This is a genomic window from Pontibacillus sp. HN14 (assembly GCF_021129245.1).
GTDB lineage: Bacteria > Bacillota > Bacilli > Bacillales > BH030062 > Pontibacillus.
Map to the genome: position 1 here is coordinate 1,270,131 of NZ_JAJOLR010000001.1, position 22,965 is coordinate 1,293,095.

General features: G+C 40.3%; 28 protein-coding genes. 14 read left to right on the forward strand and 14 right to left on the reverse strand.

Annotation, left to right across the window (positions count from 1 at the left end):
* The first annotated feature begins 32 nt into the window (after window positions 1-32).
* From LQ226_RS06590 to LQ226_RS06600, 3 genes are all read left to right on the forward strand, one after another.
* On the forward strand, window positions 33-758 hold the full coding sequence (locus LQ226_RS06590; RefSeq protein WP_231417054.1) for a 3-ketoacyl-ACP reductase: 726 nt from the start codon (window positions 33-35) through the stop codon (window positions 756-758).
* Window positions 759-840: 82 nt separating this feature from the next.
* On the forward strand, window positions 841-1,527 hold the full coding sequence (locus LQ226_RS06595; protein WP_231417055.1) for a VOC family protein: 687 nt from the start codon (window positions 841-843) through the stop codon (window positions 1,525-1,527).
* 104 nt (window positions 1,528-1,631) lie between these two features.
* A complete protein-coding gene (locus LQ226_RS06600) occupies window positions 1,632-2,327 on the forward strand; it encodes a class I SAM-dependent methyltransferase (RefSeq protein ID WP_231417056.1) in 696 nt (231 codons plus the stop codon).
* A 46-nt stretch (window positions 2,328-2,373) separates the two neighbouring features.
* On the opposite strand, the gene LQ226_RS06605 is transcribed toward LQ226_RS06600, so the two are convergent.
* A complete protein-coding gene (locus LQ226_RS06605; RefSeq protein ID WP_231417057.1) occupies window positions 2,374-3,216 on the reverse strand; it encodes a DUF2268 domain-containing putative Zn-dependent protease in 843 nt (280 codons plus the stop codon).
* Window positions 3,217-3,353: 137 nt separating this feature from the next.
* On the opposite strand from LQ226_RS06605, the gene LQ226_RS06610 reads away from it, so the two are divergent.
* From LQ226_RS06610 to LQ226_RS06625, 4 genes are all read left to right on the forward strand, one after another.
* Window positions 3,354-3,599: a hypothetical protein gene (locus LQ226_RS06610; RefSeq protein ID WP_231417058.1), complete on the forward strand. Its 246-nt coding sequence runs from the start codon at window positions 3,354-3,356 to the stop codon at window positions 3,597-3,599.
* Between the two features lie 145 nt (window positions 3,600-3,744).
* Window positions 3,745-3,861, forward strand: coding sequence for a YjcZ family sporulation protein (locus LQ226_RS06615; RefSeq protein ID WP_084599432.1), 117 nt, complete (start codon window positions 3,745-3,747; stop codon window positions 3,859-3,861).
* 121 nt (window positions 3,862-3,982) lie between these two features.
* A complete protein-coding gene (locus tag LQ226_RS06620; protein ID WP_231417059.1) occupies window positions 3,983-4,096 on the forward strand; it encodes a YjcZ family sporulation protein in 114 nt (37 codons plus the stop codon).
* Between the two features lie 68 nt (window positions 4,097-4,164).
* Window positions 4,165-4,428, forward strand: coding sequence for a phospholipase (locus tag LQ226_RS06625; RefSeq protein WP_231417060.1), 264 nt, complete (start codon window positions 4,165-4,167; stop codon window positions 4,426-4,428).
* Here the strand turns inward: LQ226_RS06625 and LQ226_RS06630 are convergent.
* From LQ226_RS06630 to LQ226_RS06655, 6 genes are all read right to left on the reverse strand, one after another.
* A complete protein-coding gene (locus LQ226_RS06630; RefSeq protein ID WP_231417061.1) occupies window positions 4,401-5,075 on the reverse strand; it encodes an HAD hydrolase-like protein in 675 nt (224 codons plus the stop codon). The two genes, LQ226_RS06625 and LQ226_RS06630, sit on opposite strands and share 28 nt — an antisense overlap.
* 56 nt (window positions 5,076-5,131) lie before the next feature.
* Window positions 5,132-5,785, reverse strand: a complete 654-nt coding sequence (locus LQ226_RS06635; protein WP_231417062.1) for a hypothetical protein — start codon at window positions 5,783-5,785, stop codon at window positions 5,132-5,134.
* A gap of 227 nt (window positions 5,786-6,012) precedes the next feature.
* Entirely contained in the window at window positions 6,013-6,441 is a 429-nt protein-coding gene (locus LQ226_RS06640; RefSeq protein WP_231417063.1) for a DMT family transporter, read from the reverse strand.
* Window positions 6,442-6,457: 16 nt separating this feature from the next.
* Entirely contained in the window at window positions 6,458-7,156 is a 699-nt protein-coding gene (locus LQ226_RS06645) for a Crp/Fnr family transcriptional regulator (RefSeq protein WP_231417064.1), read from the reverse strand.
* 12 nt (window positions 7,157-7,168) lie between these two features.
* The gene (locus tag LQ226_RS06650; protein WP_231417065.1) at window positions 7,169-7,600 is read right to left on the reverse strand and encodes a DMT family transporter; all 432 of its coding nucleotides are present in this window, start codon (window positions 7,598-7,600) and stop codon (window positions 7,169-7,171) included.
* A 196-nt stretch (window positions 7,601-7,796) separates the two neighbouring features.
* Window positions 7,797-8,450, reverse strand: coding sequence for a reverse transcriptase-like protein (locus tag LQ226_RS06655; protein WP_231417066.1), 654 nt, complete (start codon window positions 8,448-8,450; stop codon window positions 7,797-7,799).
* A 237-nt stretch (window positions 8,451-8,687) separates the two neighbouring features.
* On the opposite strand from LQ226_RS06655, the gene LQ226_RS06660 reads away from it, so the two are divergent.
* Window positions 8,688-9,431 carry an SDR family NAD(P)-dependent oxidoreductase gene (locus tag LQ226_RS06660; RefSeq protein WP_231417067.1) on the forward strand — a complete coding sequence of 248 codons (744 nt, stop codon included), beginning with the start codon at window positions 8,688-8,690 and terminating at the stop codon, window positions 9,429-9,431.
* A gap of 159 nt (window positions 9,432-9,590) precedes the next feature.
* Here the strand turns inward: LQ226_RS06660 and LQ226_RS06665 are convergent, their stop codons facing one another.
* Window positions 9,591-12,752 (reverse strand): efflux RND transporter permease subunit, encoded by a 3,162-nt coding sequence (locus LQ226_RS06665; protein WP_231417068.1) that lies wholly within the window; start codon window positions 12,750-12,752, stop codon window positions 9,591-9,593.
* A gap of 130 nt (window positions 12,753-12,882) precedes the next feature.
* Between LQ226_RS06665 and LQ226_RS06670 the strand changes: the two genes are divergently transcribed.
* Window positions 12,883-13,728: a TetR/AcrR family transcriptional regulator gene (locus LQ226_RS06670; protein ID WP_231417069.1), complete on the forward strand. Its 846-nt coding sequence runs from the start codon at window positions 12,883-12,885 to the stop codon at window positions 13,726-13,728.
* A 465-nt stretch (window positions 13,729-14,193) separates the two neighbouring features.
* Here the strand turns inward: LQ226_RS06670 and LQ226_RS06675 are convergent, their stop codons facing one another.
* Both LQ226_RS06675 and LQ226_RS06680 read right to left on the reverse strand, forming a co-directional pair.
* The gene (locus LQ226_RS06675) at window positions 14,194-14,412 is read right to left on the reverse strand and encodes a DUF3951 domain-containing protein (RefSeq protein ID WP_231417070.1); all 219 of its coding nucleotides are present in this window, start codon (window positions 14,410-14,412) and stop codon (window positions 14,194-14,196) included.
* An 81-nt stretch (window positions 14,413-14,493) separates the two neighbouring features.
* Window positions 14,494-15,891: a poly-gamma-glutamate hydrolase family protein gene (locus LQ226_RS06680; RefSeq protein WP_231417071.1), complete on the reverse strand. Its 1,398-nt coding sequence runs from the start codon at window positions 15,889-15,891 to the stop codon at window positions 14,494-14,496.
* Window positions 15,892-16,072: 181 nt separating this feature from the next.
* On the opposite strand from LQ226_RS06680, the gene LQ226_RS06685 reads away from it, so the two are divergent.
* From LQ226_RS06685 to LQ226_RS06700, 4 genes are all read left to right on the forward strand, one after another.
* Window positions 16,073-16,282, forward strand: a complete 210-nt coding sequence (locus LQ226_RS06685) for a hypothetical protein (RefSeq protein ID WP_231417072.1) — start codon at window positions 16,073-16,075, stop codon at window positions 16,280-16,282.
* 135 nt (window positions 16,283-16,417) lie between these two features.
* Window positions 16,418-16,753 (forward strand): PadR family transcriptional regulator, encoded by a 336-nt coding sequence (locus tag LQ226_RS06690; protein WP_231417073.1) that lies wholly within the window; start codon window positions 16,418-16,420, stop codon window positions 16,751-16,753.
* Window positions 16,754-17,293 carry a DUF2812 domain-containing protein gene (locus tag LQ226_RS06695; RefSeq protein ID WP_231417074.1) on the forward strand — a complete coding sequence of 180 codons (540 nt, stop codon included), beginning with the start codon at window positions 16,754-16,756 and terminating at the stop codon, window positions 17,291-17,293.
* Window positions 17,294-17,312: 19 nt separating this feature from the next.
* Window positions 17,313-17,837, forward strand: coding sequence for a DUF2812 domain-containing protein (locus LQ226_RS06700; RefSeq protein WP_231417075.1), 525 nt, complete (start codon window positions 17,313-17,315; stop codon window positions 17,835-17,837).
* 107 nt (window positions 17,838-17,944) lie between these two features.
* Here the strand turns inward: LQ226_RS06700 and LQ226_RS06705 are convergent, their stop codons facing one another.
* The 4 genes from LQ226_RS06705 to LQ226_RS06720 form a co-directional block, all read right to left on the reverse strand.
* Window positions 17,945-19,528 carry an N-acetylmuramoyl-L-alanine amidase family protein gene (locus tag LQ226_RS06705; RefSeq protein WP_231417076.1) on the reverse strand — a complete coding sequence of 528 codons (1,584 nt, stop codon included), beginning with the start codon at window positions 19,526-19,528 and terminating at the stop codon, window positions 17,945-17,947.
* 227 nt (window positions 19,529-19,755) lie between these two features.
* Entirely contained in the window at window positions 19,756-20,787 is a 1,032-nt protein-coding gene (locus LQ226_RS06710; RefSeq protein ID WP_231417077.1) for an AbrB family transcriptional regulator, read from the reverse strand.
* A gap of 210 nt (window positions 20,788-20,997) precedes the next feature.
* Window positions 20,998-21,921 carry an HD domain-containing phosphohydrolase gene (locus tag LQ226_RS06715; protein ID WP_231417078.1) on the reverse strand — a complete coding sequence of 308 codons (924 nt, stop codon included), beginning with the start codon at window positions 21,919-21,921 and terminating at the stop codon, window positions 20,998-21,000.
* 213 nt (window positions 21,922-22,134) lie between these two features.
* Complete coding sequence (locus LQ226_RS06720; RefSeq protein WP_231417079.1) at window positions 22,135-22,506, reverse strand: hypothetical protein; 372 nt, start codon at window positions 22,504-22,506, stop codon at window positions 22,135-22,137.
* A gap of 221 nt (window positions 22,507-22,727) precedes the next feature.
* Between LQ226_RS06720 and LQ226_RS06725 the strand changes: the two genes are divergently transcribed.
* Window positions 22,728-22,961 (forward strand): hypothetical protein, encoded by a 234-nt coding sequence (locus LQ226_RS06725; protein ID WP_231417080.1) that lies wholly within the window; start codon window positions 22,728-22,730, stop codon window positions 22,959-22,961.
* Window positions 22,962-22,965 lie beyond the last annotated feature (4 nt).

Consider the following 22,965-nt stretch of genomic DNA (forward strand, 5'->3'; position numbering starts at 1 on the left):
CTTACACTATTGATAAAGAAAGGATGATAACATTGGCACAAGAAGTTAAAGGAAAAGTGGCTTATATTACTGGAGCTGGTAGTGGCATTGGACGTGCGACAGCGATTCAGTTTGCTAAAGAAGGCATTCACGTAGGACTTATTGCAAGAACAGAGAGTAAACTTAAAACGGTCAGAGATGAAGTTATTTCTTATGGCGTAAAAGCATCTTATGCGGTAGCCGATATTGCCAATCTTGAAGAAGTAGAAAGAGCTGTAGAGCAGTTAAAGCAAGAAGTTGGTCCAGCCAATATTTTAGTAAACAACGCTGGAATTGGATTATATGGTTCGTTCCTTGAATTAGAGCCTGAAGAGTGGAAGCGTACTTTTGAGGTTAATGTGTATGGAACCTATCATGTTACAAGAGCTGTCCTCCCTCATATGATTGATGAGAATCAAGGGGATATTGTAAACATTTCCTCAAGTAATGGATTGAAAGGAACTGCTGGCTCTACTTCTTATAGTGCATCGAAATTTGCAATTCAAGGGATGACAGAAGCCCTTATGCAAGAAGTTCGTCGTCACAATGTTCGAGTCTTCACCCTAAACCCTAGCCTTGTGGCTACAGAACTAGCTTTTGGTGACAATTTTGATGAAAAACAGGATAGAGAGAAGTATATGCAGCCAGAAGACATTGCAGAGTATATGACGGCGCAGCTAAAACTGCATCCGCGCATCTTTATTAAACAATCCCTTCAATGGGCAACGAACCCTTTTTAATGCTGATCCACAACCGCCCCTTCTGTTTGTGAACCCTCTCCTCAGGGTACATAAGTTATAACTTTTTAGAGGAGGCGTGGACATGGATTTTGATCATTTAGTTGTACTGGCGAAATCTCCTGAAAAATCTCAGCAAGATATGAAAGGTAAACACGGAATACGCGGGCAAAAGGGGGGCGAGCATAAGGAATGGGGAACCTATAACCACTTAGCATTCTTTGAAAATGGTGCCTACATAGAATGGATTGGGATTACAGATTACGAGAAAGCCTCACAGTCTGATAATCCACTCATTCAACAAGCTTTAGAGACCCATGACCAAGAAATCGAAGGACCCTTTACGTTTGCACTGAGGACTTCCCAAATGGACGAGCTCATCGAACATTGGGAAGCAGAAAACCTGAATTACGAAGGGCCTTTCAAGGGAAGTCGTACGACCCCGGATGGTCAAGAGCTTAGCTGGCGCATGTTATTTCCTAAAGCCGAGAGCGCTTTCCCCCTTCCTTTTATCATTGAGTGGGGAGAGAAACAGAACGGACCAACTGATCCACAGGACTTAAACTCAATACCGTTTGAAACCATTCATGTGGGAGTCCAGGATTTAGAAGCTGCCCTTCATCAATGGACCTTATTCTATCAGCTCGGGGAGCCCGAACATTCACAAGACTTAGCGGGTAATCCTTCCTATGAATGGAAGCTCGGCAACGGAACCCTTTCCTTATCAGAAGGGGAAGGCATTAACGGGAAGTTTGGTCACATTAATTTGTAAATAAAAGCAACCAGCCTGTTCATCAGACTGGTTGCTTTTTTATTTTCACGAAGCCATCCAATTCACATAGTTTAATAGAAATATGATTAAACAGGAGAATAGTGATGACGAACCATTATCTAGATTTATTAGCGTACTTCGGCATAGGCGGGGCTCATCCAGGTGGATTTGAGCTGAGTAAACAGATCTTTAACGGAGAGAAGTTAACTAGTGACCTCCATGTTTTAGACCTTGGTTGTGGAACAGGGCAATCCTCAGAATATATCCGAGATACATTTGGATGTGAAGTAACGGGGATTGATCAGCATCCAATCATGATCCAAAAAGCTAATGAGCGACAAGCAGATGTTACATTTTTAGAAGGCGATGCTGAAGACTTGCCTTTTCCTGACCATAGCTTCGACTTTATCTTCACAGAATCCACCATTGCTTTTACAGATATGCCTAGAACTCTTGAAGAAATAAGACGTGTCCTTACCCCAAAAGGCACCGTTTTATTTCTTGAGATGACTGCAGAACACCCCATTCCTGACTCTTTGAAAAAACAAATTATGAATCTCTATCACATCCAAGCTATTTATTTAGAGTCCGAGTGGAAAGAAGAATTAAATCGAGCAGGATTCACAAATATTGAATGTTTAAACATTCCGTCTAATTTAAATGAAAGTGCTCTATCCGATATGAATTTAAGCCCTAACATCCCTGAATCTCTATATGATTTATGGGACCAACACGCTGAGCTTGTTGAAATCAGCAAGAAACACCTTGGATTTCGAACTTTTAGATGTCATTTAGGATAACTTTTATTATTCAAAAAAACTCTCCCCCTTGATAGGAGGAGAGTTTTTACAATTGGCTTTTAACAAATGAGGACTCTTTGATGACTTCTTCAGCAGAAACTTGAAATAGATCGCTAAGATCATGCAAACCTTTAGTCCTGCAATATGCATTCACTAGGTGATAAGCCGCATTATACCCTACCCATTTGGGGGGGCGACCATGTTTCTTTCCATACATTAGTTTCATGTTCTGTTCATGGTCTGTCGATTCTAATAATGGAAGAATGTACTTTCCCCAATAAGACTTGCATTCTTTTTCCTTATACACTGAAGTCCAAGGAGCGAGCCATTCCTTTCCATAGATCCTCTTTACAGCTTGTTCTGCGGTCCCCTCTAAGACTAACAGATCCTCCAAGCGCAAGGTTTCTTCGCTTAGACCCTGTGCGGTCATTCTACAGACATGGTGGTATTCATGTGCCAATATAGCCCGCAGCTCCTGTTGTTTATGCGAGGCAGTAAGGAAAAGAAAAACAGCTCCTTTTATCGCTAATCCATTCTTATTTTTAACTTGCCTTTTTTCATAACCACGCGTGATAGGAAATATATAAACCGGTATGTCTGGTCCCTTCCATTGATCTTTTAACTGTACAAATTCATGCTCAATCGTCTCCCATATTCCCCGGTCTTTCATGTCACCTACCAATCGTTTCATCTTCCGCCATTCTCCAGGCTGAAATAAACCATGCTGCTGTAAATGGTACGTAACCTCTTCAGGACTTGAAGACGGGAAGTGGTGACTGACCGGCACCCCGATCTTGTTTAACTGTCCCTCATATAAATCTTGAGATCGCTTCTCCTCATAATCTCTTAAAAGCTCTTCTACCCATTCATCTGTTCTCACAATTCCCATAAAAGTCCCCCTCTTCCCTCTCTGGTTATTCACCTATTCTGTCATATCTAGTAGATCCGTCTAGTCCAACCAAAACGCTTTTGCATAAGTTATGACTACATACTGATATGTATATCAGGAAAGGAAGGAGGATATGTATGTCTCATAACATGTATAACCGTTGTTGCCGTTATAAAGGAAGAGTCGTGCGCTTGGAATCCAGAGGACGTGTTCACGTTGGGGAAGTCACACGCGTATCAAGAAGCCATGTATGGATTCGACCTGTCGGCGGTCCAAGAGGATTAGGTTGGGGATATTACGGATTTGGTTACGGAGGATTCGGTGTTCCATTTGCACTAGGTGCCATTACAGGTATTGCATTAGCAGGAGCATTCCTTTGGTAGAGGGCTAGGCAAACACCCAAATACAGATTATTTTCACAGGAATAGGGATGCACCTACACACCTTTTCCCTAATTCCATATGATGAGATAGTGTAAGGTCCACGAAGTGGATTATACAACATTTAGTAAGGAAAGGAGATGTTTGTATGTCATACGGTTGTGGTTATGGTGGTGGCTACGGCGGTGGATACGGTAGCAGCTTCGTATTAATCGTTGTATTGTTTATTCTGCTTATCATCGTTGGAGCTTCTTTCGTTTACTAATATCCTACACCTGACCTTTTGTATAGGTCAGGTTTACCTTTTCTTTACGTACCATTGTTTGGCGTCGTCCAGTACAACGTTACACATAAAGAATAGCTTGATACAGAAGGGAGTTGAAGTTATGTCTGGAGGATACGGCGGAGGATATGGCGGAGGTTTCGCGCTAATCGTTGTTCTATTTATCTTGCTTATCATTGTTGGAGCAGGAGCATTCAGCGGTGGCTACGGCTACTAATTAAAAGCACCGGGAACCTCCATTCTCTTGGGGGTTCCCGGATCTTTATATTGGAGGAGGGCACAACAATGCCAATAAAGTTTTGTTTATTCCCTGGTTATAAATACTGCGGTCCAGGATGCAAAGGGCCTGGTGCCCCCGTAAATGCTGTTGATGCGGCTTGTAAGGCTCATGACGATTGTTATGATCGCGGCGGTGCCCCTTGCGAATGTGATCAACAGTTCATGAGACGGTTATCTGCGTTACAGAACCCCTATACTCAAGAAGGACGTCACGCAAGGATGATGTATAATTACATGCGACTTCAAACTTTTTTCACGTGCAAAAGATGAGAGGACGCCACGTCCGTCACACGACTCAAATCTTCTATCACCAGATCCGCTCCATCCAACTCCCCTTCCTGCGAGAAATCAAACTTACAACCTACTGCAGTGAGGCCATTGGATTTGGCAGCTTTGATGTCAGACCTACGATCCCCTACTACCATTCCCCGGGAAATGTTATGGTCTATCATGAGCTTACGAATAAGGTCCCCTTTGTTTCCTCCATTTATAGATTGAATACTATAAATATCCTCAATAAATTTCTCTAGTCCAAAATGTTGAACGATTGTATGTAAGTACTTCTCTTCTCCATTACTTGCAATAAACACAGAAAAGGATTGCTCCGTAAGGGCTTGCAGGACATCTTTGGTATGTGGGTATAATGCCCCTTTGTTTCTATGGATGACTTCAACTAGATATTTTTGGAATGACTCATTAGCAGCTTCACGTTCCTCTTCAGTATGGTTAGGCAACAACGTTCTCCATACTTCAGGAAGTGAGACCCCCATAATAGATCGATAGCTTTCTAGTGGTGTTTCAGAATCCCAAAGATTTTCTTCTCTCAATTGATTAAACGTTTCCTCTAAAGCAGGTTCAAGTATAAGATCTGTTTGAAAAAGCGTACCATCCATATCGAAAATAACAGCCGGATTCATAGATAGCCTCCTTAAAATATACCCTGGTATTTATAAATTTTATGCCTTTGATGAATTTAACTTTCTACCTTAACGAACACATGATCTGGATCAACTAGTGTAAATGTAATGACTTGGTCAAAAGTAAAATTAGGATTATAGATCGCCTCAAACATCTTTGAATCATCCTTTTCGTCTAACAACTCCTGAAGAGTATTGTAGTTTTCAGAAGGAAATTGAAATGTGACCGTTGTCTCTTCCGCTAATTTTTTGGCCTGACCAACAGGTAGGGCTCTTCTTAATGGCTTATCCCCTTTGACGCTAATTGATTTCGTATAGGAATAAGTACCAGTTAGTTCTTTCTCCCATTCTTCTTCAAGGACCCGTACCCCCTCTCCAGCTTCGACACTAAACTGAAGTGGAACAGCTTCCCACTCATCCCCTTTTTCTTTGATTTGGAATGTCATTTTAGGTTTAATGGTGACACCTGTTGCCACCCCTCCATATGTAACCTGCTTCTCACCATCATGGGCTTCAAGTCTATAAGACGTTACCCCTTCTTCGGTGGATTCATCAAAGGTTTTCAAAAAGTCCTTCCCCTCTGAATTCGATTCGGATGTCTCATGAAACACTTTCTCTGTTGTATTAATAGGATCTCGCTTAGGTTCCAGGACAAATATGACAAAAAGGATGACTAATGTAAGAACAGCTATAGCTCCTATTTTTTTCATATAACCCTCTCCATTCTCACTCCATTTATTTACACATTTTACCATGCTTTCCTTGATAATTCCTATGTATTTCTATAATTTTATAAGAAAACACGTATCATTCCAGTCTCTTTCTCTAAATAGACGCCCCATCCTTTCCAAAAGTTTCAATAAATGTGCATCATTCTACATCATTATATAAAAAAGCCCGCTCCAATAAGGACAGGCTTAAGGTTAAAACAATTTAATCATTTCATCTTGAAAACAACAATACCTACTACCATTACACATAACCCCACTAATTTCGAGATACTAAATGGAATGACCTCACTTCCGAAGAGGCCAAAGGTATCAATAATGAGCGCCAATAATAGTTGTGCCACGAGGACAATGGAAACCGCATAGGCGGGACCAAGGGCTCGTATTCCCCTCATTATGCTATATACGATGCCCACTCCGAAGAGTCCGCCTGTCATATAAAGGAGATTAACCTTTTCAAGGTGAAAGAGTGAACCTTCTCCCACTAGTAGAAAGACAGGGATCGCGACTACAAGTCCTACAACAAACACTAAGGTCGTTGTAGCCCATAAACCGAACCTCTCACTGACTCTTGAATTGAATACTGTTTGTAAACTAATAAATACGCCGGCAATGACGGAAAGAATGATGCCTTGCATATGCCTTCTCCTCCTGCTATTCGTAGATGTTTCCGTGAGCTCGCTCCCGCAGCAAGTCATGGTCTTTTATGTAAATACGCTTCCCTGTCTTTTCAAGAATTCCTTGCTCACACAAGTCTTTAATGACACGGTTTAAATGCCTGTAGCTCGTTCCGATAAGGTCAGCGATATCCTTTAAATTGGTGGTCTTCATTTCCTGATAGAATAACGTACTCTTTTCGGTTGTAGCAGTCGAGAGAAAATAACTAGCTAAACGCGTTTCAACGGAATTTAAATGGTTCAGAGTCGAAGCATTAGATTCCGTATAGAACTTGTGTGTTACTTCATGAAGAAGGAATTGAAGGAATGGCGGGTAATCATAAGCCAGTCGAGTAATATCATCATAAGAAATCCCTAGCACGGAGCCATCTGTAACCGCTTCGACTGTGTTAAACACACGATTTCTCTTAAGGTATTCTACATCGCCAACAATATCTAAAGGATTCTTAAACCTTAGCAACCGAGAATTCCCTTCAGCGGAAACGGTAAAAATCTTCAACTTTCCTTTTACAAGAAAGTACATCTGGGTAAGCTCTTCCCCTTCGGTACAAATCCTTTCTCCCTTTTCAAACTGATATAAGCGAATGCGTTCTTGTAAGGATTCCGGAAAAGTATGTTGCAATTCATGTTGATCTAGCAAAGCCCGAATTTTAAAACGATCGATTACTTGTTTCATCCTTACACCTCTCTATAATTTAAAGATAATAATACCCAGAACCATAATAGCAATTCCAGCTATACGGTTACCGCTAAAGTGGATTTTCTGCATTCCGAACAACCCTTTTGAATCAATTAAAAAAGCAAACATTAGCTGAGAGACTAACAAAAGAGAAACAGCAAAGCTTGCTCCAAGTAAAGAGATCCCCATTAGCTCTCCAAAGACAATTAAAACCCCAAATGCTCCCCCTAATAAATACATGGGTTGCACATCTCTAATTTGTTTCACATGACCATCTTTCACAAACAAGAAGATCGTGCCAGAGAGCAGTAAACCTACTGTATGTACAATAACCGTTGTATGCCAAACTCCAATTGTTTCTCCAAGGCGAGCGTTAAACACCCCTTGAATCGTAATAAAAAGCCCAGCGATTAACGAGAATAAAATTCCTTGCACTTTCATAACCTCCAAACGTTGTCATTCACTCCTCTTATTAAAATACAACAACGCTCGCTACCAAAAGGACATATGTCCCAAAATCTTAAAAATCCCCCTTTCCTTCGCTAATGCAGGAAAGGGTGTCAGACACCAATCAGTGCTTTAAAGCACAAAAGACAGGGAGGATTCGTCCCGAGCACTGAATCCTCCCTGTCTAAAGTTATGTTTCAATTGTACTGGAGACTTCCACGCCTTTTAATGCTTGTGTGGCCAGTCGGTCAGGTTCTTGATTTTTCTTACGAGAGACCGCTTTATATTCCGGTTGTATATTCAAGCTTTTCAACTTCTCTTCAATTCGATCAGCCCAGCTTGATAAGGACTCTTCATAACAAGGCCATTCATCAAGAAGTTGATGGATCACCACGCGTGAGTCTCCTATTATCGTAATAGGCATATGGTGAACACCAAGCGCTTCCACTTCTTGTAGAGCTAAATGGAGAGCAGCATATTCCGCTTCGTTGTTGGACTCTAATTCTTCTACTTTCGCATTCTTTCTTAAACGATAAGACTTTCCATTCTGTTCATAATAAACCACACATCCAAGACCTGCCATCTTCGTTCCAAGATCAAAGCCACCGTCGAAATAAACCGTAATATTATGCGGTTCTGTTTCGTATTCCTTCATATATTCTTTTAATTTCTTCAGGCCCCATTCCTGCTCGTACATATCCACAAACTTAATGGATTTCACACGACCGGTCCGTTCAAAGTCCTCTGCGATTAAGAGCGCATGAGCGCCTTGAAGAGATTCTGAAGTAAATACGGCCTCTGCTCCTTTTGACGTTTTATATATAACTTCTATATGTACCTTCATAATGGATCTCCTTTACTTGTTAGATCTGTAACTAATAGCATGCCCATTCGCCTTCATTACCTATTCTGAGATAACGGGGCCATCCTTCTACAAACGATCCGGATTATGATATGTACCCTTTCTAAGTATACGTCAACCTCCATGTATAGATTGAAGCAAAAGGTGCAACTTAGTTGTACAAATTGTCCTAGAGCATCTATAATGACGACCAATGCCCAGATAAAGGAGAACACCATTATGCCAGATTTAAAAAAACAAGTTATCATCGTTACAGGAGCCAACAGAGGTCAGGGAAAAGCGATTGCCGAACATCTTACTTCTTGCGGAGCTACTACAATTGTGGCTGCCAGAAAACTTGAAGAAGCAGAGCGAACAGCAACAGAAATTGGTCCTTTAGCTTATCCAGTCCAATTAGATGTTGCCTCAGAAGAACAGTGGGCCTCTGCTATTGGAATTGTTGTTGAAAAGTTTGGCCGAATAGACGGCCTTGTCAACAACGCAGGGGTCCTGGTCCGAAAGCCTTTTATAGAAATGAGCATGAAAGATTACCAACAAATGATTGAAGTGAATCAGTTAGGTGTATTCCTCGGAATGCAAGCGGTTATTCCACAAATGGAAAAGCAACAAAAAGGATCCATCGTTAATAATGTATCCATATCCGCTTTTGCCCCCATTCAAAAATCCTCTGCCTATGCTGCAACAAAGGCGGCTGTTGTAGCCATGTCGAAATCAGCTGCAATTGAACTAGGTCCAAAAGGAATCCGAGTCAATATGGTGCATCCGGGAGGTATAGAAACGGAGATGGCAACAGAAGGACAAGGAATCCCAAGCTTTTATAATTCAGTGCCACTCGGTAGAATCGGACAACCAAACGAAATCGCCAAAACGGTAGCTTTTCTCATTTCTGATGAGAGCTCTTACTGCACAGGGGCAGAAATTGTGGTCGACGGGGGCATGACTTTAGGGACGGCAGATCAATAGCGTCTGCTTTCCACTAAGATTCAGCTCAAGAGCCGTAAAGCAGAAAATGGATTAAGAAACCTTTAAACAAAACTATAATAAAACCGCTTGGATCACTTATGATCCAAGCGGTTTTGTTTGTTTTTCTTTTAACACACCTCTGTGTTCATGGAGTGTGAATTACGCTTTCTTTTTCTTACGTCCGATTTTACTAAGCATTTCATAAACAACTGGTACGATTAGAAGTGTTAGAAGCGTGGAGCTTGCTAATCCTCCGATAACCGTAATACCAAGTCCTTTACTAATGATAGAACCACCTTCAAAGCCTAGTGCTAATGGCAATAGTGCACCAATTGTAGCCAGGGCTGTCATTAGAATTGGACGAAGTCGTGTTGCACCAGCATCTAATAAAGCTTCACGCGTAGAAATTCCTTCTTTCTCACGCTGAATCACGCGGTCAATTAATACAATACCGTTTGTAACAACAATACCGATTAACATAAGCGCACCAATCATAGCAGAAATACTAAGCGTTTCTCCACTTACTAATAATCCAAGTACGGCACCGATGATCGTAAATGGTAAGGAGAATAGAATGGCGAATGGTGCTAAAGCTCCGCCAAAGAAGATGACAAGAACCACATAAACGATTGCAATAGCTGCTAGCATAGCAATACCAAGCTGACTAAATGATTCATTAATATCTTCTGTTACTCCGCCAATCTTCAGATCAATGGAAGCAGGGTGATCGATTTCATCCAGTTCTTTTTGAACATCGGCAGATACTGTACCGATATCGTCTGTCGTGGATTTGGCACTTACACTTGCATATACCTTGCTATTCTGACGCGTAATGGTATCTTCTGTAGTACCTTCTTTCACCTCAACAAGTTCACTCAATGGAACGGATTGACCAAGTGGAGTCTGAATTTCTTTATCCGTTAATTCATCAATATTATTATATTGGTCTTTCTTCACCTCAAGGTACACTTGAAGCTCTTCTCCGTCTTCTTGAATCGTTGTAACTTTCGGGCGTTCACGGTTCGGACTTAGCTCCATACCGATCTGACCTGCTGTTAAACCTAGCTGACTTAACTTCTTCTGGTTGGCAACGAGCGTGTACTCTTCATAAGACTCAGAAAGACTGGAATCAGCATCACGTAAATCTTCTTGATCGTTCAAGATCGTCTTCACTTCATCTACATATGGTTTAATGTCATCCATGGTCTCTCCAAAGACCTGAACCTGAATCTCATTGCTTGATCCAGTGGCAGAGAAGTCCTGACTTGCCCATTCACCTTTTTCTGTCATGGCTTTCAAGTCATCAATAACCTTTTGCTTCTCTTCGTCGAAGTTCTCCGTATCTTCGTCATATTCAACAAAGAATGCCGCCTGGTTACTTGCTCCAGGATTCATCGGATTTTCGCCACCTACTGAATATTGGATCGTCTTAACCCCTTCACGACCGTCAAAATATTCATGTGCGTCTTGAGCGATTTCTTCTACATCTTCAATCGTTTGCCCTGGTGCTGGGCTGTATGTTGGCATGACCATTTTCTCACCTTCAGATGGCAAGAAACTCGTTCCTACAAGAGGGACAAGAGCAATACTTCCAACTAAAATCCCGATTGCCACGATCGATGTGATAATCTTATGATTTAGAACGCTATCCAATACAGAACGGTATGCGTTGGCTAGTTTACCAGGACCTTCATGATGACTCTTCATCGCTTGTTTCTTATTGAGTAACGAATGAGACATCATTGGTACGATCGTAATCGCTACTACAAGAGAGGCCAATAATGCAAATACAACCGTTAGGGCAAATGGTAAGAATACTTGACCAACCACTCCTTGCACTAAGCCAAGCGGAAGGAATACTGCAATAGTTACAATAGTAGAAGATAGAATCGGCATAAACATCTCTTGTGTGGCAGCACGAACCAATTCTTTTCCTTCAAGCTTCTCATCTTGCAAGGACATTCGTCTGTATATATTCTCCACTACAACAATGGAGTCATCCACGACACGTCCTATGGCTACGGTCATAGCTCCGAGTGTCATAATGTTTAATGTAATACCCATTTGATTTAGGATCAAAATAGCGATTAATAGAGATAATGGAATGGATACGACTGAAATGAGCGTTGTTCTAAAGTTACGTAAGAACAACAGAATCACGATAATCGCAAATAATCCACCAAATAGCGCTTTATTCAACATTGTACTTACTGATTCCTCGATAGGTTCTCCCTGATCAAAGGAGTACACAAATTCTACGCCATCAAGATCTTCTTCAAAATCAGCTGCTCGGTCTTTTACTGCATTTACAACATCAACTGTGTTTGCTTCTTGAGATTTTACGATTTGAATCGATATGGAATCTTCTCCATTTGTGCGAGAGATCGATTCAGCTTGCCCTACAATCTCTAAATCCGCAATTTCTTGCAACTCAACTGTCGGAATTCCCTGAGCTTGAGCTTGGGCACTCCCTTGAGTTTGGGCGTTCCCTTGTGCTTGCCCTTGCGCAGTTCCCTGAGGTTGCTGGCTTCCTGGTGCTTGTTGTGCGGCTTGAGATGGTGCACCTTGGGATTGGGATGGAATCATTGGGATTTGTAATTGCTTTAGATCTTCAAGCGTTGCAATGTTTCCGTCCATCACTACTGATTTCTGAGTATCATCGAAGTTGTATAAACCTAATGGGAACGTTACGTTTGACCCTTTGATTAGATTCTGAACGGTTTCCTTATCCATTCCACGCTCGGCGAGCGCTTCTTCATTGAAACTCATTTGAACTTCTTTCACTTGTTGACCGGATACTTGAACAGAAGCCACACCTTCTAGCCCTTCAAGCTCAGGAACAATTTGATCTTCAACTGTGGTGGTAAGTTCTTCTAAACTACCATCCCCATTTAAAACACTCATGCTTATTACTGGAAATGCATTGAAATTAATACGTGAGACATCTGATTCTTGTGCGGCATCAGGTAGTGCTACTGAACTCACCGCTTCTTGGAGTTCATCTTCAGCCTCATCTAAGTCTTTACTGTAGCTATATTCTAATTGTAAGTTTGATGCATTCTGGAATGAACTTGAGCTAACGGTCTTCACTCCACTTAAATTCTGCACCTGCTGTTCAATAGGTTCTGTTATCTCATCAGCTACCTCCGCAGGAGTGGCTCCTGGATAAACGGTTGTCACCGTAATAATGGGAGGATCAATATCTGGTATCGTTTCTAATTTCATGTTTAATCCCGAATACAAGCCTGCTACGGTCAAAATAATGGTCATCAACCATACAGCAAACTTATTGTTCATCGAGAAATTAATAATTTTCTTCAATGTTTATATCCCCTTTCCTTACTTCGAACACGTCCGTTGACTAGTTAGTCAGTACGATATACAATATACATGACCAGTCAGTCAGCGGTCAAGAAATAAATATAGCTTTCTTCAGAAAGGAGGCTTTCAAATGGATCAAAAGAAAGTAAACATTATCGAGAACGCCATCACTTTATTTGCCCAAAAGGGCTTTAGCTCAACCTCTGTCCAGGAAATAGTTAAAGCAAGTCAGATCTCTAAAGGAGCTTTCTATCTCCATTTCAATTCCAAGGATGAGCTTCTCCATGAACTATTTGAATATTATTGGCGTCGCATGCAAACCCGTATAAATGAAGTATCATCAAAGCCTTTGGATCCTAAAGAAAAGTTTACAGATCAACTTAAGGTAACAATAGAAGAAATCGCTACACATCGGGATTTCATCATTATGCAAGTCAGAGAACAAGCCATTCCCTTTAATGAGACGATTGAACATTTCATCCGACGAATGCGCTATCATTCTATCCTTTTTTATAGAAATCATTTACTCGGCATTTATGGCCAGGGAATTGAACCTTATGTATGGGAAGCAAGCGTCATGGTACAAGGCCTTTTAAAAAGCTATATGGATTTAATCATTGTCGACAATGTGGAATTTGATTATTACTTATTAGCTCAATCGATTACCAATAGAGTTGATTCACTAATAGAAGGGTATGCGAATAAAAATGACCCACCAGTCATTACAGAAAACGTCATTCAACAATTGACACCTTCCACCTATAATATGCATAACTTAGACGATCTTTTGGAGCAATTAGAACTGATCGCTTTAAGTGACCCTGAACCAGCCATCAAAGAAACCATTGATGTTTTAATACAAGAATTAAAATCTCCATCTCCAAGAAAAGTCATCATTACAGGAATGGCTCACCATTTAGAAAAATATGAACGATACACAGACCTGGCTTCCTTGCTCAGGGCTTACTTTATGTAGAGGGAATCCAGTATTGGGTTCCTTTTTAATGAGCAGGGCATAACTGCTCTTATCAATTGTTTCAAAACTATGGATATAATTCAAAATATAAGGGGTTAGCTAGAACATGTTTAAACTTCCTGAGATATTTTGCTGCAAGGGTTCAGGGATTCTGACATTTTATGGTTTATACGGACACTCTTGATAGTAGTCTTGTCACTCTCCCGGCTTATCTCGACACTTCACAGCGGCGTTCTGGCACCATTCAGGCTCATTCGGACGCTTCCATCCTTCGTTCCGACACTCTCCAAGCTCGTTCTGATACTTTCGCCCTTCGTCCTGACATTCTCCTAGCTCGTTCGGACACTTCCATCTTTCGTTACGACACTCCCCTGCTTTATCTAGTTATCCTAAAAATCTATGTTTAAAAAAAGAACCTTCCCAAACGGAAAAGTTCTTCCTCGTTGCTATCTTCTTTCTTGTACCTTAACGATCTTTATCGTCTCCCTCATCTTCTTCCTCTTCCTGTTCATCCTCTTGACGTTCTTCATGAAACTCGTCAATCGATTGTCCTGCAATGTGATCAAAGGGAGTATAGTAGTTACTAGGGCGTTCTTTTTTGATCATGACCTTATAAACTACAATACCGATTAAGAGGGCAAAGAGTAGTGTAAATAAGCTTGATGAATAGAATAAGTAATCCATACCGACCACTCCTACCCTTTTATTATTTCAAAGTTTTTCCATGACCGCAACAGGATAGGTTATACGCTTTTATCTGTCTATTCACCTCGCTTCTAGCCCTTTCCATTGGGTGTAACTATGATAGATTGTCCCCATAAATCCATCGGCATCTAATTCCTTAAAGTATCGTCTTACTTCCGCTAGCTCATATTCCATTTCTTCATAACTCTTATCGTCAAAACTGACATAATCTAAATAATGAGGTTGTAATTCGATCCCGACCTCTACTTTAGCAGAATTGGCATATAGCACTTCATTTTGTGATAACGAGGTTATACTATTCGAACCAAGAGCTGTATTCCGGTAAGCCATAACTGTTACGTAATCCTGGCGATCGATCATATCTTGATAAAACTCTGGGTCATAAGGTGCTACACTAGGGCCATCCGTCCAGAATGGCAAATCGCTTCCGACAATAAAACCGTTGTCCTTTGCGTATTGAACATAGGTTTCGGATGCCTTTGACCACTGAGTGATAACGCCCTCGCGGTTCGTATCCCATTCATCTAGAACATGAGGTTCAATATCGAAGTGAATCCCTTTAAACCTTTCCCCCTCTGCAACTTCTGCATTATAGGCCATCACGCGGTCCATCCTATGTTTCCCTTCAGGTATATTCTCTTCTAAACCCCAGTGAGGTGCTCCCATTAACGCATGGACTGTAATCCCTTTTTGACTCAAAGAAGAAATAAAGTAAGGATAGTAATCTTCCACTAAAGGATTGTAGTGAAGATACACATGATTTATATGGTGACTTGATAGAAATTGAATCGTTTCATCCGCTCGCTCAGAGATCGCCTTACTATCCCAAAGCCATACACTTTTACGTGTAGTATATTCGTTCAAGGCATCTTGGATAGCTTTCCCGTAGATCTGAAACTGATCTGAAGCATCATGCGCCGTAACTGAAGATAAAGAGGTTAAGTCAGCCTCTGTAAAAAATCCCCGTGCTTGCCCCTTTGTATAGGTAATTGATACTTCTTGTCCCATTTCAGAATCTACCACTACGTTAGCTGTGAACCCATTGCGTTCTAAATGGGTTCTTAATAGAGCTAATAATCGTTGATTATTTCCTTTTAATGTTGTCTCTACCTCATCACCTTGTTTACCAAGAATGGAGATGACCTCACTAACTGGACGGCTAACGGTCGCCTCTGTTTCAATTTGTGTGGCTGATTCGGTTACATCCGATAGGTTGTAATAGTTATACATCTTCCCTGCAGCATCTCGTGCTAGAAGTGTCGACACAGGCAAAAACTTTCCTTCCTCTTTACCATTAATAAATACTTCCGATCCTTGATCGATATAAGAGAAGGACCAACAGCTTTCACACATAACTTCATCTTCTGTCACTACGGCCCCTTCACCAAAAACCGTACCTCCGATCCATACTCCCATAAACACACTAGCCATAACTAACACGAACAGCTTACTCTTCATAGATGGTCGTCTCCTTGTCGTTTTCGAATTTTCTTTAATATCGAAACGAATGACATCTAATTTAAGGCGTTCATAAGGATTCACCCTTTAAGACCTAGCACGGCATGTAATAACCGGAACATCCGACCTATATATTGGAATTTTGTGTTATTATGAAACAAATTAGTAAAGGGTTGATGAGATGGATTTTTTAAGCTGGTACGATTGGATTACGCCCACGACTCCTAAAGCTTCTTTTTTTATTTGCACCATTTTAACCTTTTTGATTGGTGTCTTCGTTTGGTTTGAAACGAAGAAGAAATCTAAAGTTGCCGCATCTATGGGTGGTAGTTTAATTGCCTCTTGTATAATTATTTATCTTTTACTGCGACTTGGCTACTATTCTTCCTAACTACAACTAAGACATTTACCCTTTATTTTTTCTAAAATATACCTTTAAAAGATTGACTTTCCTAAAAATAAACGATATATTTCATTTATCGATATATCATTAAATGATATAAAATTAACGTAAGGGAGTATTTTTATGGCAAGAAGCGATACCCTTGAAGCTGGTGAACTGACAGATACCTCTTTCTATATATTACTTTCTCTTACAGAAGCGAGGCATGGCTATTTAATCATGCAGAGGATTGAAGAACTCACGAATGGAAAAGTATCTATTGGTCCTGCATCTTTGTATACCACGATTAAGAAATTGCTTTCTGGCGGATTCATTGAACAACAAGGTGAAGGTACAGGAAAGCGTAAAACGTATATCGCGACAGAGCGAGGAATCCATTTATTAAAGAAAGATATGGAACGCCGAGAGAATATTCTCGCACATGCGAGATTGGTTCTGAATGAGGAAGGAGAACAATAAATGAGGAAAACAAAATATATTGCAAGCGGCGGCCTTGCCTTTTCCGAAGAAGAAGACATGAAAAAACTATCTTCTCTTTCTGAAGAAGGTTGGATTGCTAAGAAGTTAGCTCCATTTGGTTATGTGTGTAAGCGCGGCGAGTCAAAATCGCTTCAGTATGCTGTTGATTATCGAAAAGATGCAGATGATGAATACTTTGCCTACTTTGAAGAAGCTGGATGGACTCATGTTTCAACAGCCGTTAATTACATTCATTTATTTAGCGCTCCTGAAGGGACAACCCCTATCTATACGGACAAACCATCAACCATTGAGAAATACGAAGCAGAGAAAAGAGTCATGGGAAGGGCAGCTTTACCTACATTGCTCATCACGATCGCTCTCTTTATGCTATACCCATTAAGTGATTTAAATTGGATGGCCGATATATTCGGTGAAGTTGGCATTGTTTTAGGCTACGTATCTATGATTGTGCTCGTTTTTACAGGAATGCCTTATCTTGGTTTTAGAAGAAAAGTTCATAAACTACGAAAATCTTAAGAAACCAGGGGGGATTCTGATGAGCAAGCAAGTATTTAAACTATTTCCAGCATGGAAAGATGATCAAGAAGAAAATTGGTTAAGCGAGATGGCTCAAGATGGATGGAGATTGTCTTCTTATAGGTTAGGTATATATTCTTTTGAACCATCTTCTTCAATCGAAGAAGTCTATAGGCTAGATTATAAAGGGAGTTCAGACCGAGATTTAGAAGATTATAAATCTTTATTTGAAGATGCAGGATGGGAGCATGTCACCCGCTTCCACGGTTGGCACTATTTTCGAAAACCACTATCAGATGGTCAAGATACCTCTGTTATTTACACAGACCAGGCCTCAGAAGGGGCTAAATACAAACAGTTGCTAACTTTATTGCTTCCGTTATTTCTCTTAATCATAGGTAGCGTTACATCTCTTCAAGCTCAACCTGGTTATACGTTCGTCTCAATTATAAAATGGATCTTCTTTTCTCTAATTGCTTTTTACATTTATGCCATGTTAAGGGTTTATATCAAAATGAAGAAAGTTCAGAAAACACAACTATAAACTACTCCGACATAAAGCTTCCTATCACAGAGAACCCAATCATTACATAAAAGAGCATTCAGAATTATAGATTCTGAACGCTCTGATTTATTTCGTATTAAAGTTTACTAGAAATAGTTCACGATCCCGTTAACCAGATTCTTTACAAACTTTTCTTTATGAGCCTCATCTTTAATATTTGATAGATCAGACCAATTAGACAGGAAACCTATTTCAATTAATACAGAAGGAACTGTATTCTTTCGGTTTACCCGGTAATGATTTGATCCATCGATTCCACGAGGGCTCTCCCCGAATACTCCTTTAATTTCTGACCAAATAGAGGTCGCTAAGTCTTTGCTTTTTTCCGGGTAGTCATTTTGTTCCCCTTCATCACACCAATCCTCTTGGATGTCACAAGGAGTTGTATTGTAAAACAACTCTGACCCACTTACAGAAGCGTCTGCAATCGTATTCGCATGAATGGACAGAAAGATATCGGCATTATGTTCTTCTGACATCGCTGCACGGTCATCTAGTTCTACATATACATCTGAATCCCGGGTTAAGATGACGGTAGCACCCATTGATTCAAGTTCTTGTTGTAATTCTTTCGAATACTCAAGATTAATATCCTCTTCCTGGGTCTTATCATCGATTGCTAGAGCTCCGTTGTCATACCCTCCATGACCAGGATCTAGAATAATTCGTTTTCCTTCTAACAATTGACCATTAGAAGTTTCTTGTATGTAGTCGGTATGAGCCCAACCTTCACTTCCTTCATAGGAAACATAAGCCCATTCACCGCTGTATTTCGTTATCATCACTTTAGTACCATAAGGAATCTGATCTTTCACAGATTCACCCGGTGCACTCCGAATGTTTAGTACATCGGCTGTAATCATGCCCTGCGTACTTTCATTTGAAATGTAATCGGAATGAACCCAACCTTTTGAGCTTCCGTACCCGATATAGTACCATACACCTTCTGTTTGAAGAATGGACACAGTCGTCCCTTCCGTAATTTGATCTTTCAAGGAGCCACGAAGTGTGGGCTCAGACCTTACGTTAAGATAATCTGCTACAACCGTTCCATTTCTGATCGTTTCAAAATCTTGTTCGCTTTGACCCTTATAAACCCACGAAGGACCTAAATACGTGTTTACTTTATACCAATCGCCTCTTTGCTCCAAAACGTCCATTGTAACAGGTTTGGCTACACCTATTTTTGTACTTTTATCAGGTGACTCATAAATGTTGAAGTTTTCTGAAAATGATACTTCACCAATGTACTGGGTCGTTTCTTTCTTAACCCAGGTGTTACCGAGGTAAGTATGTACTCTGTACCAATCGCCCCTTTGTTCAAGGACGTCCATACTAGTAGGCTTCGCTGCGCCAATTTTAGTTGATGTGTCTGGACTCTCATAGATATTAAAGACTTTATTAAAACTTACTTTCCCAAGGTCCTCAGTTTCTTCGATAAAATTTAAGCTTGACCATCCGATTAAATCTCCAAACTGAACCTTTGCCCAACCTTCCTGCCGTTCAAGTATTTGAACCTCGCTGTTATCTTGTAAGGATCCAATAATTGTTCCGTCAGTTGGGGTCTCTCGTACGTTTAAGGTCGTATTCACATCTACCGTTCCCGTTTCTGCTGCAACATTCATGATAGGGTTTAATAACAAGGTAACGCCCAGTGCTGTTGATGTCATAATCTTTTTGTAGTTCATTCTGTACTCCCTTTCCAATATTTATCTATGAAATTACCTTTTTTATCTTTGTTAGGAAATTTCATAGACCCCCTCTTTTTATAATGAGAGCTCTAACAGAAAGGAACAAGACCTAACCATAAATTCGAAATATTAAATCTATTGAAAATAAATCCTGAATTTCAAACTTCAGGTTAATTTACTAAAATATAGGGATTATTCACCCGTCTTCAACTATAGGACCTCTTCTCAAGAAACCATTTCAACCCTATCGGCACGATCATAACAACAATTAGAAGTCGAACCAGTTGAAGGGAGCTTACAATAGCCGGGTCCCCACCTACACTCTGAGCGGTTAATGCCATCTCCAATAACCCTCCTGGAGCCACACTCAATACGCCTGTCGCAAAACTTACCCCCATCCATTTACTGAAGAGGTAACCAAAACCAAACGATAAGAGAATAAGCCATAAGGATAACCCGAAGTAAATAAGACAATACTTCCCCGCTTTTCTTATATCCTTAACTGATACTTTATGACCAAGGTCGACCCCGAGCGTTACTTGAGCTAATACGAAAAGGAAGGATGGAAGAATGTACATCGGCATTCCAATTGATTGAAGGGTTCCTACTAGGATCATAGGCACAATAACTAAGGCTGCCGGAATTTTATTATTTAATTTTCGAGCGAGGAAGAAACAAGCGATATAAATGATTAATGTGTACCATGCCCCTTCACTAGCATCAGGTAATGAGAACGAACCACTCGAATCCCCTCCAGAGAGGAAATGAGTTGCTATAAAGGGAATAATAAAAAGGACAGCCATTAGGCGAATCGTATGAAAAATGGTGACCAAAACGGTATTGCTTTCTAGAGCATCACTTAGTGCAATGGATGCAGATAATCCACCTGGTATAGTCGCAAGCATCGATGTATCCTTTTGCACATTACTCCACTTCGAAACCAAATATCCGTTTAAAAGACTGATTGAGATGAGCAAAATAGAAAACAACAAATAAGGGAACAAGTACGGACCAATCTCCGTAAATGTCCCCTTCGTAAAGGCTGACCCAAGCTGGATTCCTAGTAAAGCAAAACTTACTTGCTTTAATATCGGTGAAGAATCTAAAGATGCGGCAACAGTCACTTTATAAAGTAAAAGCGCAAAAACTGCACCGAGCACCCAGGGAAGAGGCAGTTGAAAGAAATAAAATAGTAAACTTCCAATGGAAGCGATTATATATGTTTTTAATAGGGTCATAGTAGCACGTCCTTAGAGGGGGCTTCGATTATAGATTAGTTATTAAACCGCTCATATGGCTATACACGGACATGAAAAAGCTCTTTATCCATTTGAATAAAGAGCTCGTTCGATTAATTAAAGAATGGAATCGGAACACTCTGTGGTTCGATTACCAATCCAGCTGCTAAAGCAGTCATCGCTAAGAAATATACCATTTTTTTCATCTTTTTACACCCCTTGTTTCATTTTACTCCATTCTGGAATTAAATCAATAAATATTTTTACAACTTCTGGATGAAACATTGTCCCTGCATTTTCATTTAATTCTTCAATAGCATTTTCCACCGACATCGCTTTACGGTATGGACGATCGGTTGTCATAGCATCAAAGGCATCTACTACGCTAACTATATACGCCAGTGGAGAAATCTCATCTCTTTGTAAACCATTGGGGTATCCTTTGCCATCAAAACGTTCGTGATGCTGTTCCACGATTGTACCAGAAGCCCTCATATAGGGGCTATCTGTCGCTTCCAATAATTCTTTTCCATATGTACAGTGCCGTTTCATTTCTTCCCATTCTTCTTCCGATAAGGGCCCTTCTTTTAAGAGGATGGACTTAGGAATCATAATTTTACCAACATCATGCAAATAAGAGGCATAATTAAGGGTACACATATCGCCCGGGGAAAGCTCCATCCTCTCTCCAATAAGCATTGACATTTGCATTATCCGTTTACAATGCTCCGCCGTATACCCATCTTTAAGCGCTACTTCGATCGCTAATTCTTGATTTTTCCTTACGATTTCAGAGAAAAACTGAAAAACAGGTTGAGAAGATATATAAATAAATTCTGTCTCTTCTAAAGCTAGAAATACAAGACCTTGTTTTATAGGAGAAGCAGACACCACGTCACCAGTCGATAGCACTTTTGTCTCCTCATCTACCGTTACCTTCAATGACCCACTAGTGATGAAAATACTCTCAGAGGCTGTCCAACCTTCTTGGGGCTGCATAGACCATCTTGAACCTTCTTGTAAAGTATGATGAATTACTTCTGTTCCATCACCTGTAGAAAGCAACTTAACAGTAAGCCCTGCATAGCGGACTGCTTCAATAGGTCTATCTAAGGATGTAAGGTATTCGTTCAAGGTATCCCTTCTTTCATTCTTTCTATTTATAGTTGGTATAATTATAGCAAAAAATAAACCTATCCTAATAGGAGGAATACATAAATTTCTTTATTTGTTAACCACTACATCCCATTCTATTTTCTATATCATTCAATATAAATGGACACATCCCACCCTCTCTTTCTATCTATCGCCAAAATTGAGGAAATCTTTAATTCCGCATTCCTTCACCTATTGAGCCGTTAGCCTTTTAAACCATTTATCTACAATTGAATACAAGTCCGGTTCCGTGTCATAATAATGCCCATCCACCATCGTTAATGTACATCCGAATACCTTTTTATCTTCATTATATAAACGAATAGAATACCTAAATCCGTCTCGCTTTTCTTGATTTTCCTGAGGATGGAACTGAACATCTTCCACTTGGTCTATGAATCGATTGACCCTCTCAAGATCTTCAATTGATCTCTTTTCCCCGGTCTCCCCGCTCACAATTTCGATTCTAGTTACCTCTCCGCTATAAAATTCAGCGAATGTCTCTGTTTCAAGTCCGCACCCCACTAAAATCAATAGAAGTATACCAATTACATATTTCCTCATACCTATTCCTCTCTTCTCATTTTCCTGTAACAGTCGTTTTACTACTATAAAAGTTTCATATGTATAATCATAAAAAAAGAATCTTGATGAGTTTCTCTTCAAGATTCTAGAGTTAATGCCCATTTTTGTTAATTGGGGTCGTCAGTCAAACATACTGATCTATCAAAATTCACCTAAATATATGGTATAATAGAAGCACTATGAACAAAGTGGGGATGGATATGAATACAGAGAGAAGTCCTTTAGATTATAGCGGCGAACGCTTTCCTGTCTATTTTGAAGTATCTGATTTAGAAGCTGTCTATACGGTTTTAGAATCCCTTCAATTTGTCGGTCAAATTGAAGCAAGAGAACATGGGTATATTGTTTCTATTGCTATGCAGCAAATACCTGAAGTAGTGCGGACACTTGCCCAAGAGAACATTGCTATTTACGCCGTCATTCCAGATGCTTAATGTC

Bases quoted from the DNA above. Each gene is read 5' to 3' on its own strand.
- LQ226_RS06620 (WP_231417059.1), top strand. From the start codon at position 3,983: ATGTCTGGAGGATACGGCGGAGGATATGGCGGAGGTTTCGCGCTAATC.
- LQ226_RS06725 (WP_231417080.1), top strand. From the start codon at position 22,728: ATGAATACAGAGAGAAGTCCTTTAGATTATAGCGGCGAACGCTTTCCT.
- LQ226_RS06660 (WP_231417067.1), top strand. From the start codon at position 8,688: ATGCCAGATTTAAAAAAACAAGTTATCATCGTTACAGGAGCCAACAGA.
- LQ226_RS06640 (WP_231417063.1), bottom strand. From the start codon at position 6,441: ATGCAAGGCATCATTCTTTCCGTCATTGCCGGCGTATTTATTAGTTTA.
- LQ226_RS06700 (WP_231417075.1), top strand. From the start codon at position 17,313: ATGAGCAAGCAAGTATTTAAACTATTTCCAGCATGGAAAGATGATCAA.
- LQ226_RS06690 (WP_231417073.1), top strand. From the start codon at position 16,418: ATGGCAAGAAGCGATACCCTTGAAGCTGGTGAACTGACAGATACCTCT.
- LQ226_RS06695 (WP_231417074.1), top strand. From the start codon at position 16,754: ATGAGGAAAACAAAATATATTGCAAGCGGCGGCCTTGCCTTTTCCGAA.
- LQ226_RS06705 (WP_231417076.1), bottom strand. From the start codon at position 19,528: ATGACATCAACAGCACTGGGCGTTACCTTGTTATTAAACCCTATCATG.
- LQ226_RS06645 (WP_231417064.1), bottom strand. From the start codon at position 7,156: ATGAAACAAGTAATCGATCGTTTTAAAATTCGGGCTTTGCTAGATCAA.
- LQ226_RS06630 (WP_231417061.1), bottom strand. From the start codon at position 5,075: ATGAATCCGGCTGTTATTTTCGATATGGATGGTACGCTTTTTCAAACA.
- LQ226_RS06610 (WP_231417058.1), top strand. From the start codon at position 3,354: ATGTCTCATAACATGTATAACCGTTGTTGCCGTTATAAAGGAAGAGTC.
- LQ226_RS06615 (WP_084599432.1), top strand. From the start codon at position 3,745: ATGTCATACGGTTGTGGTTATGGTGGTGGCTACGGCGGTGGATACGGT.
- LQ226_RS06685 (WP_231417072.1), top strand. From the start codon at position 16,073: ATGGATTTTTTAAGCTGGTACGATTGGATTACGCCCACGACTCCTAAA.
- LQ226_RS06670 (WP_231417069.1), top strand. From the start codon at position 12,883: ATGGATCAAAAGAAAGTAAACATTATCGAGAACGCCATCACTTTATTT.
- LQ226_RS06625 (WP_231417060.1), top strand. From the start codon at position 4,165: ATGCCAATAAAGTTTTGTTTATTCCCTGGTTATAAATACTGCGGTCCA.
- LQ226_RS06600 (WP_231417056.1), top strand. From the start codon at position 1,632: ATGACGAACCATTATCTAGATTTATTAGCGTACTTCGGCATAGGCGGG.
- LQ226_RS06595 (WP_231417055.1), top strand. From the start codon at position 841: ATGGATTTTGATCATTTAGTTGTACTGGCGAAATCTCCTGAAAAATCT.
- LQ226_RS06720 (WP_231417079.1), bottom strand. From the start codon at position 22,506: ATGAGGAAATATGTAATTGGTATACTTCTATTGATTTTAGTGGGGTGC.
- LQ226_RS06655 (WP_231417066.1), bottom strand. From the start codon at position 8,450: ATGAAGGTACATATAGAAGTTATATATAAAACGTCAAAAGGAGCAGAG.
- LQ226_RS06635 (WP_231417062.1), bottom strand. From the start codon at position 5,785: ATGAAAAAAATAGGAGCTATAGCTGTTCTTACATTAGTCATCCTTTTT.
- LQ226_RS06675 (WP_231417070.1), bottom strand. From the start codon at position 14,412: ATGGATTACTTATTCTATTCATCAAGCTTATTTACACTACTCTTTGCC.
- LQ226_RS06680 (WP_231417071.1), bottom strand. From the start codon at position 15,891: ATGAAGAGTAAGCTGTTCGTGTTAGTTATGGCTAGTGTGTTTATGGGA.
- LQ226_RS06650 (WP_231417065.1), bottom strand. From the start codon at position 7,600: ATGAAAGTGCAAGGAATTTTATTCTCGTTAATCGCTGGGCTTTTTATT.
- LQ226_RS06710 (WP_231417077.1), bottom strand. From the start codon at position 20,787: ATGACCCTATTAAAAACATATATAATCGCTTCCATTGGAAGTTTACTA.
- LQ226_RS06605 (WP_231417057.1), bottom strand. From the start codon at position 3,216: ATGGGAATTGTGAGAACAGATGAATGGGTAGAAGAGCTTTTAAGAGAT.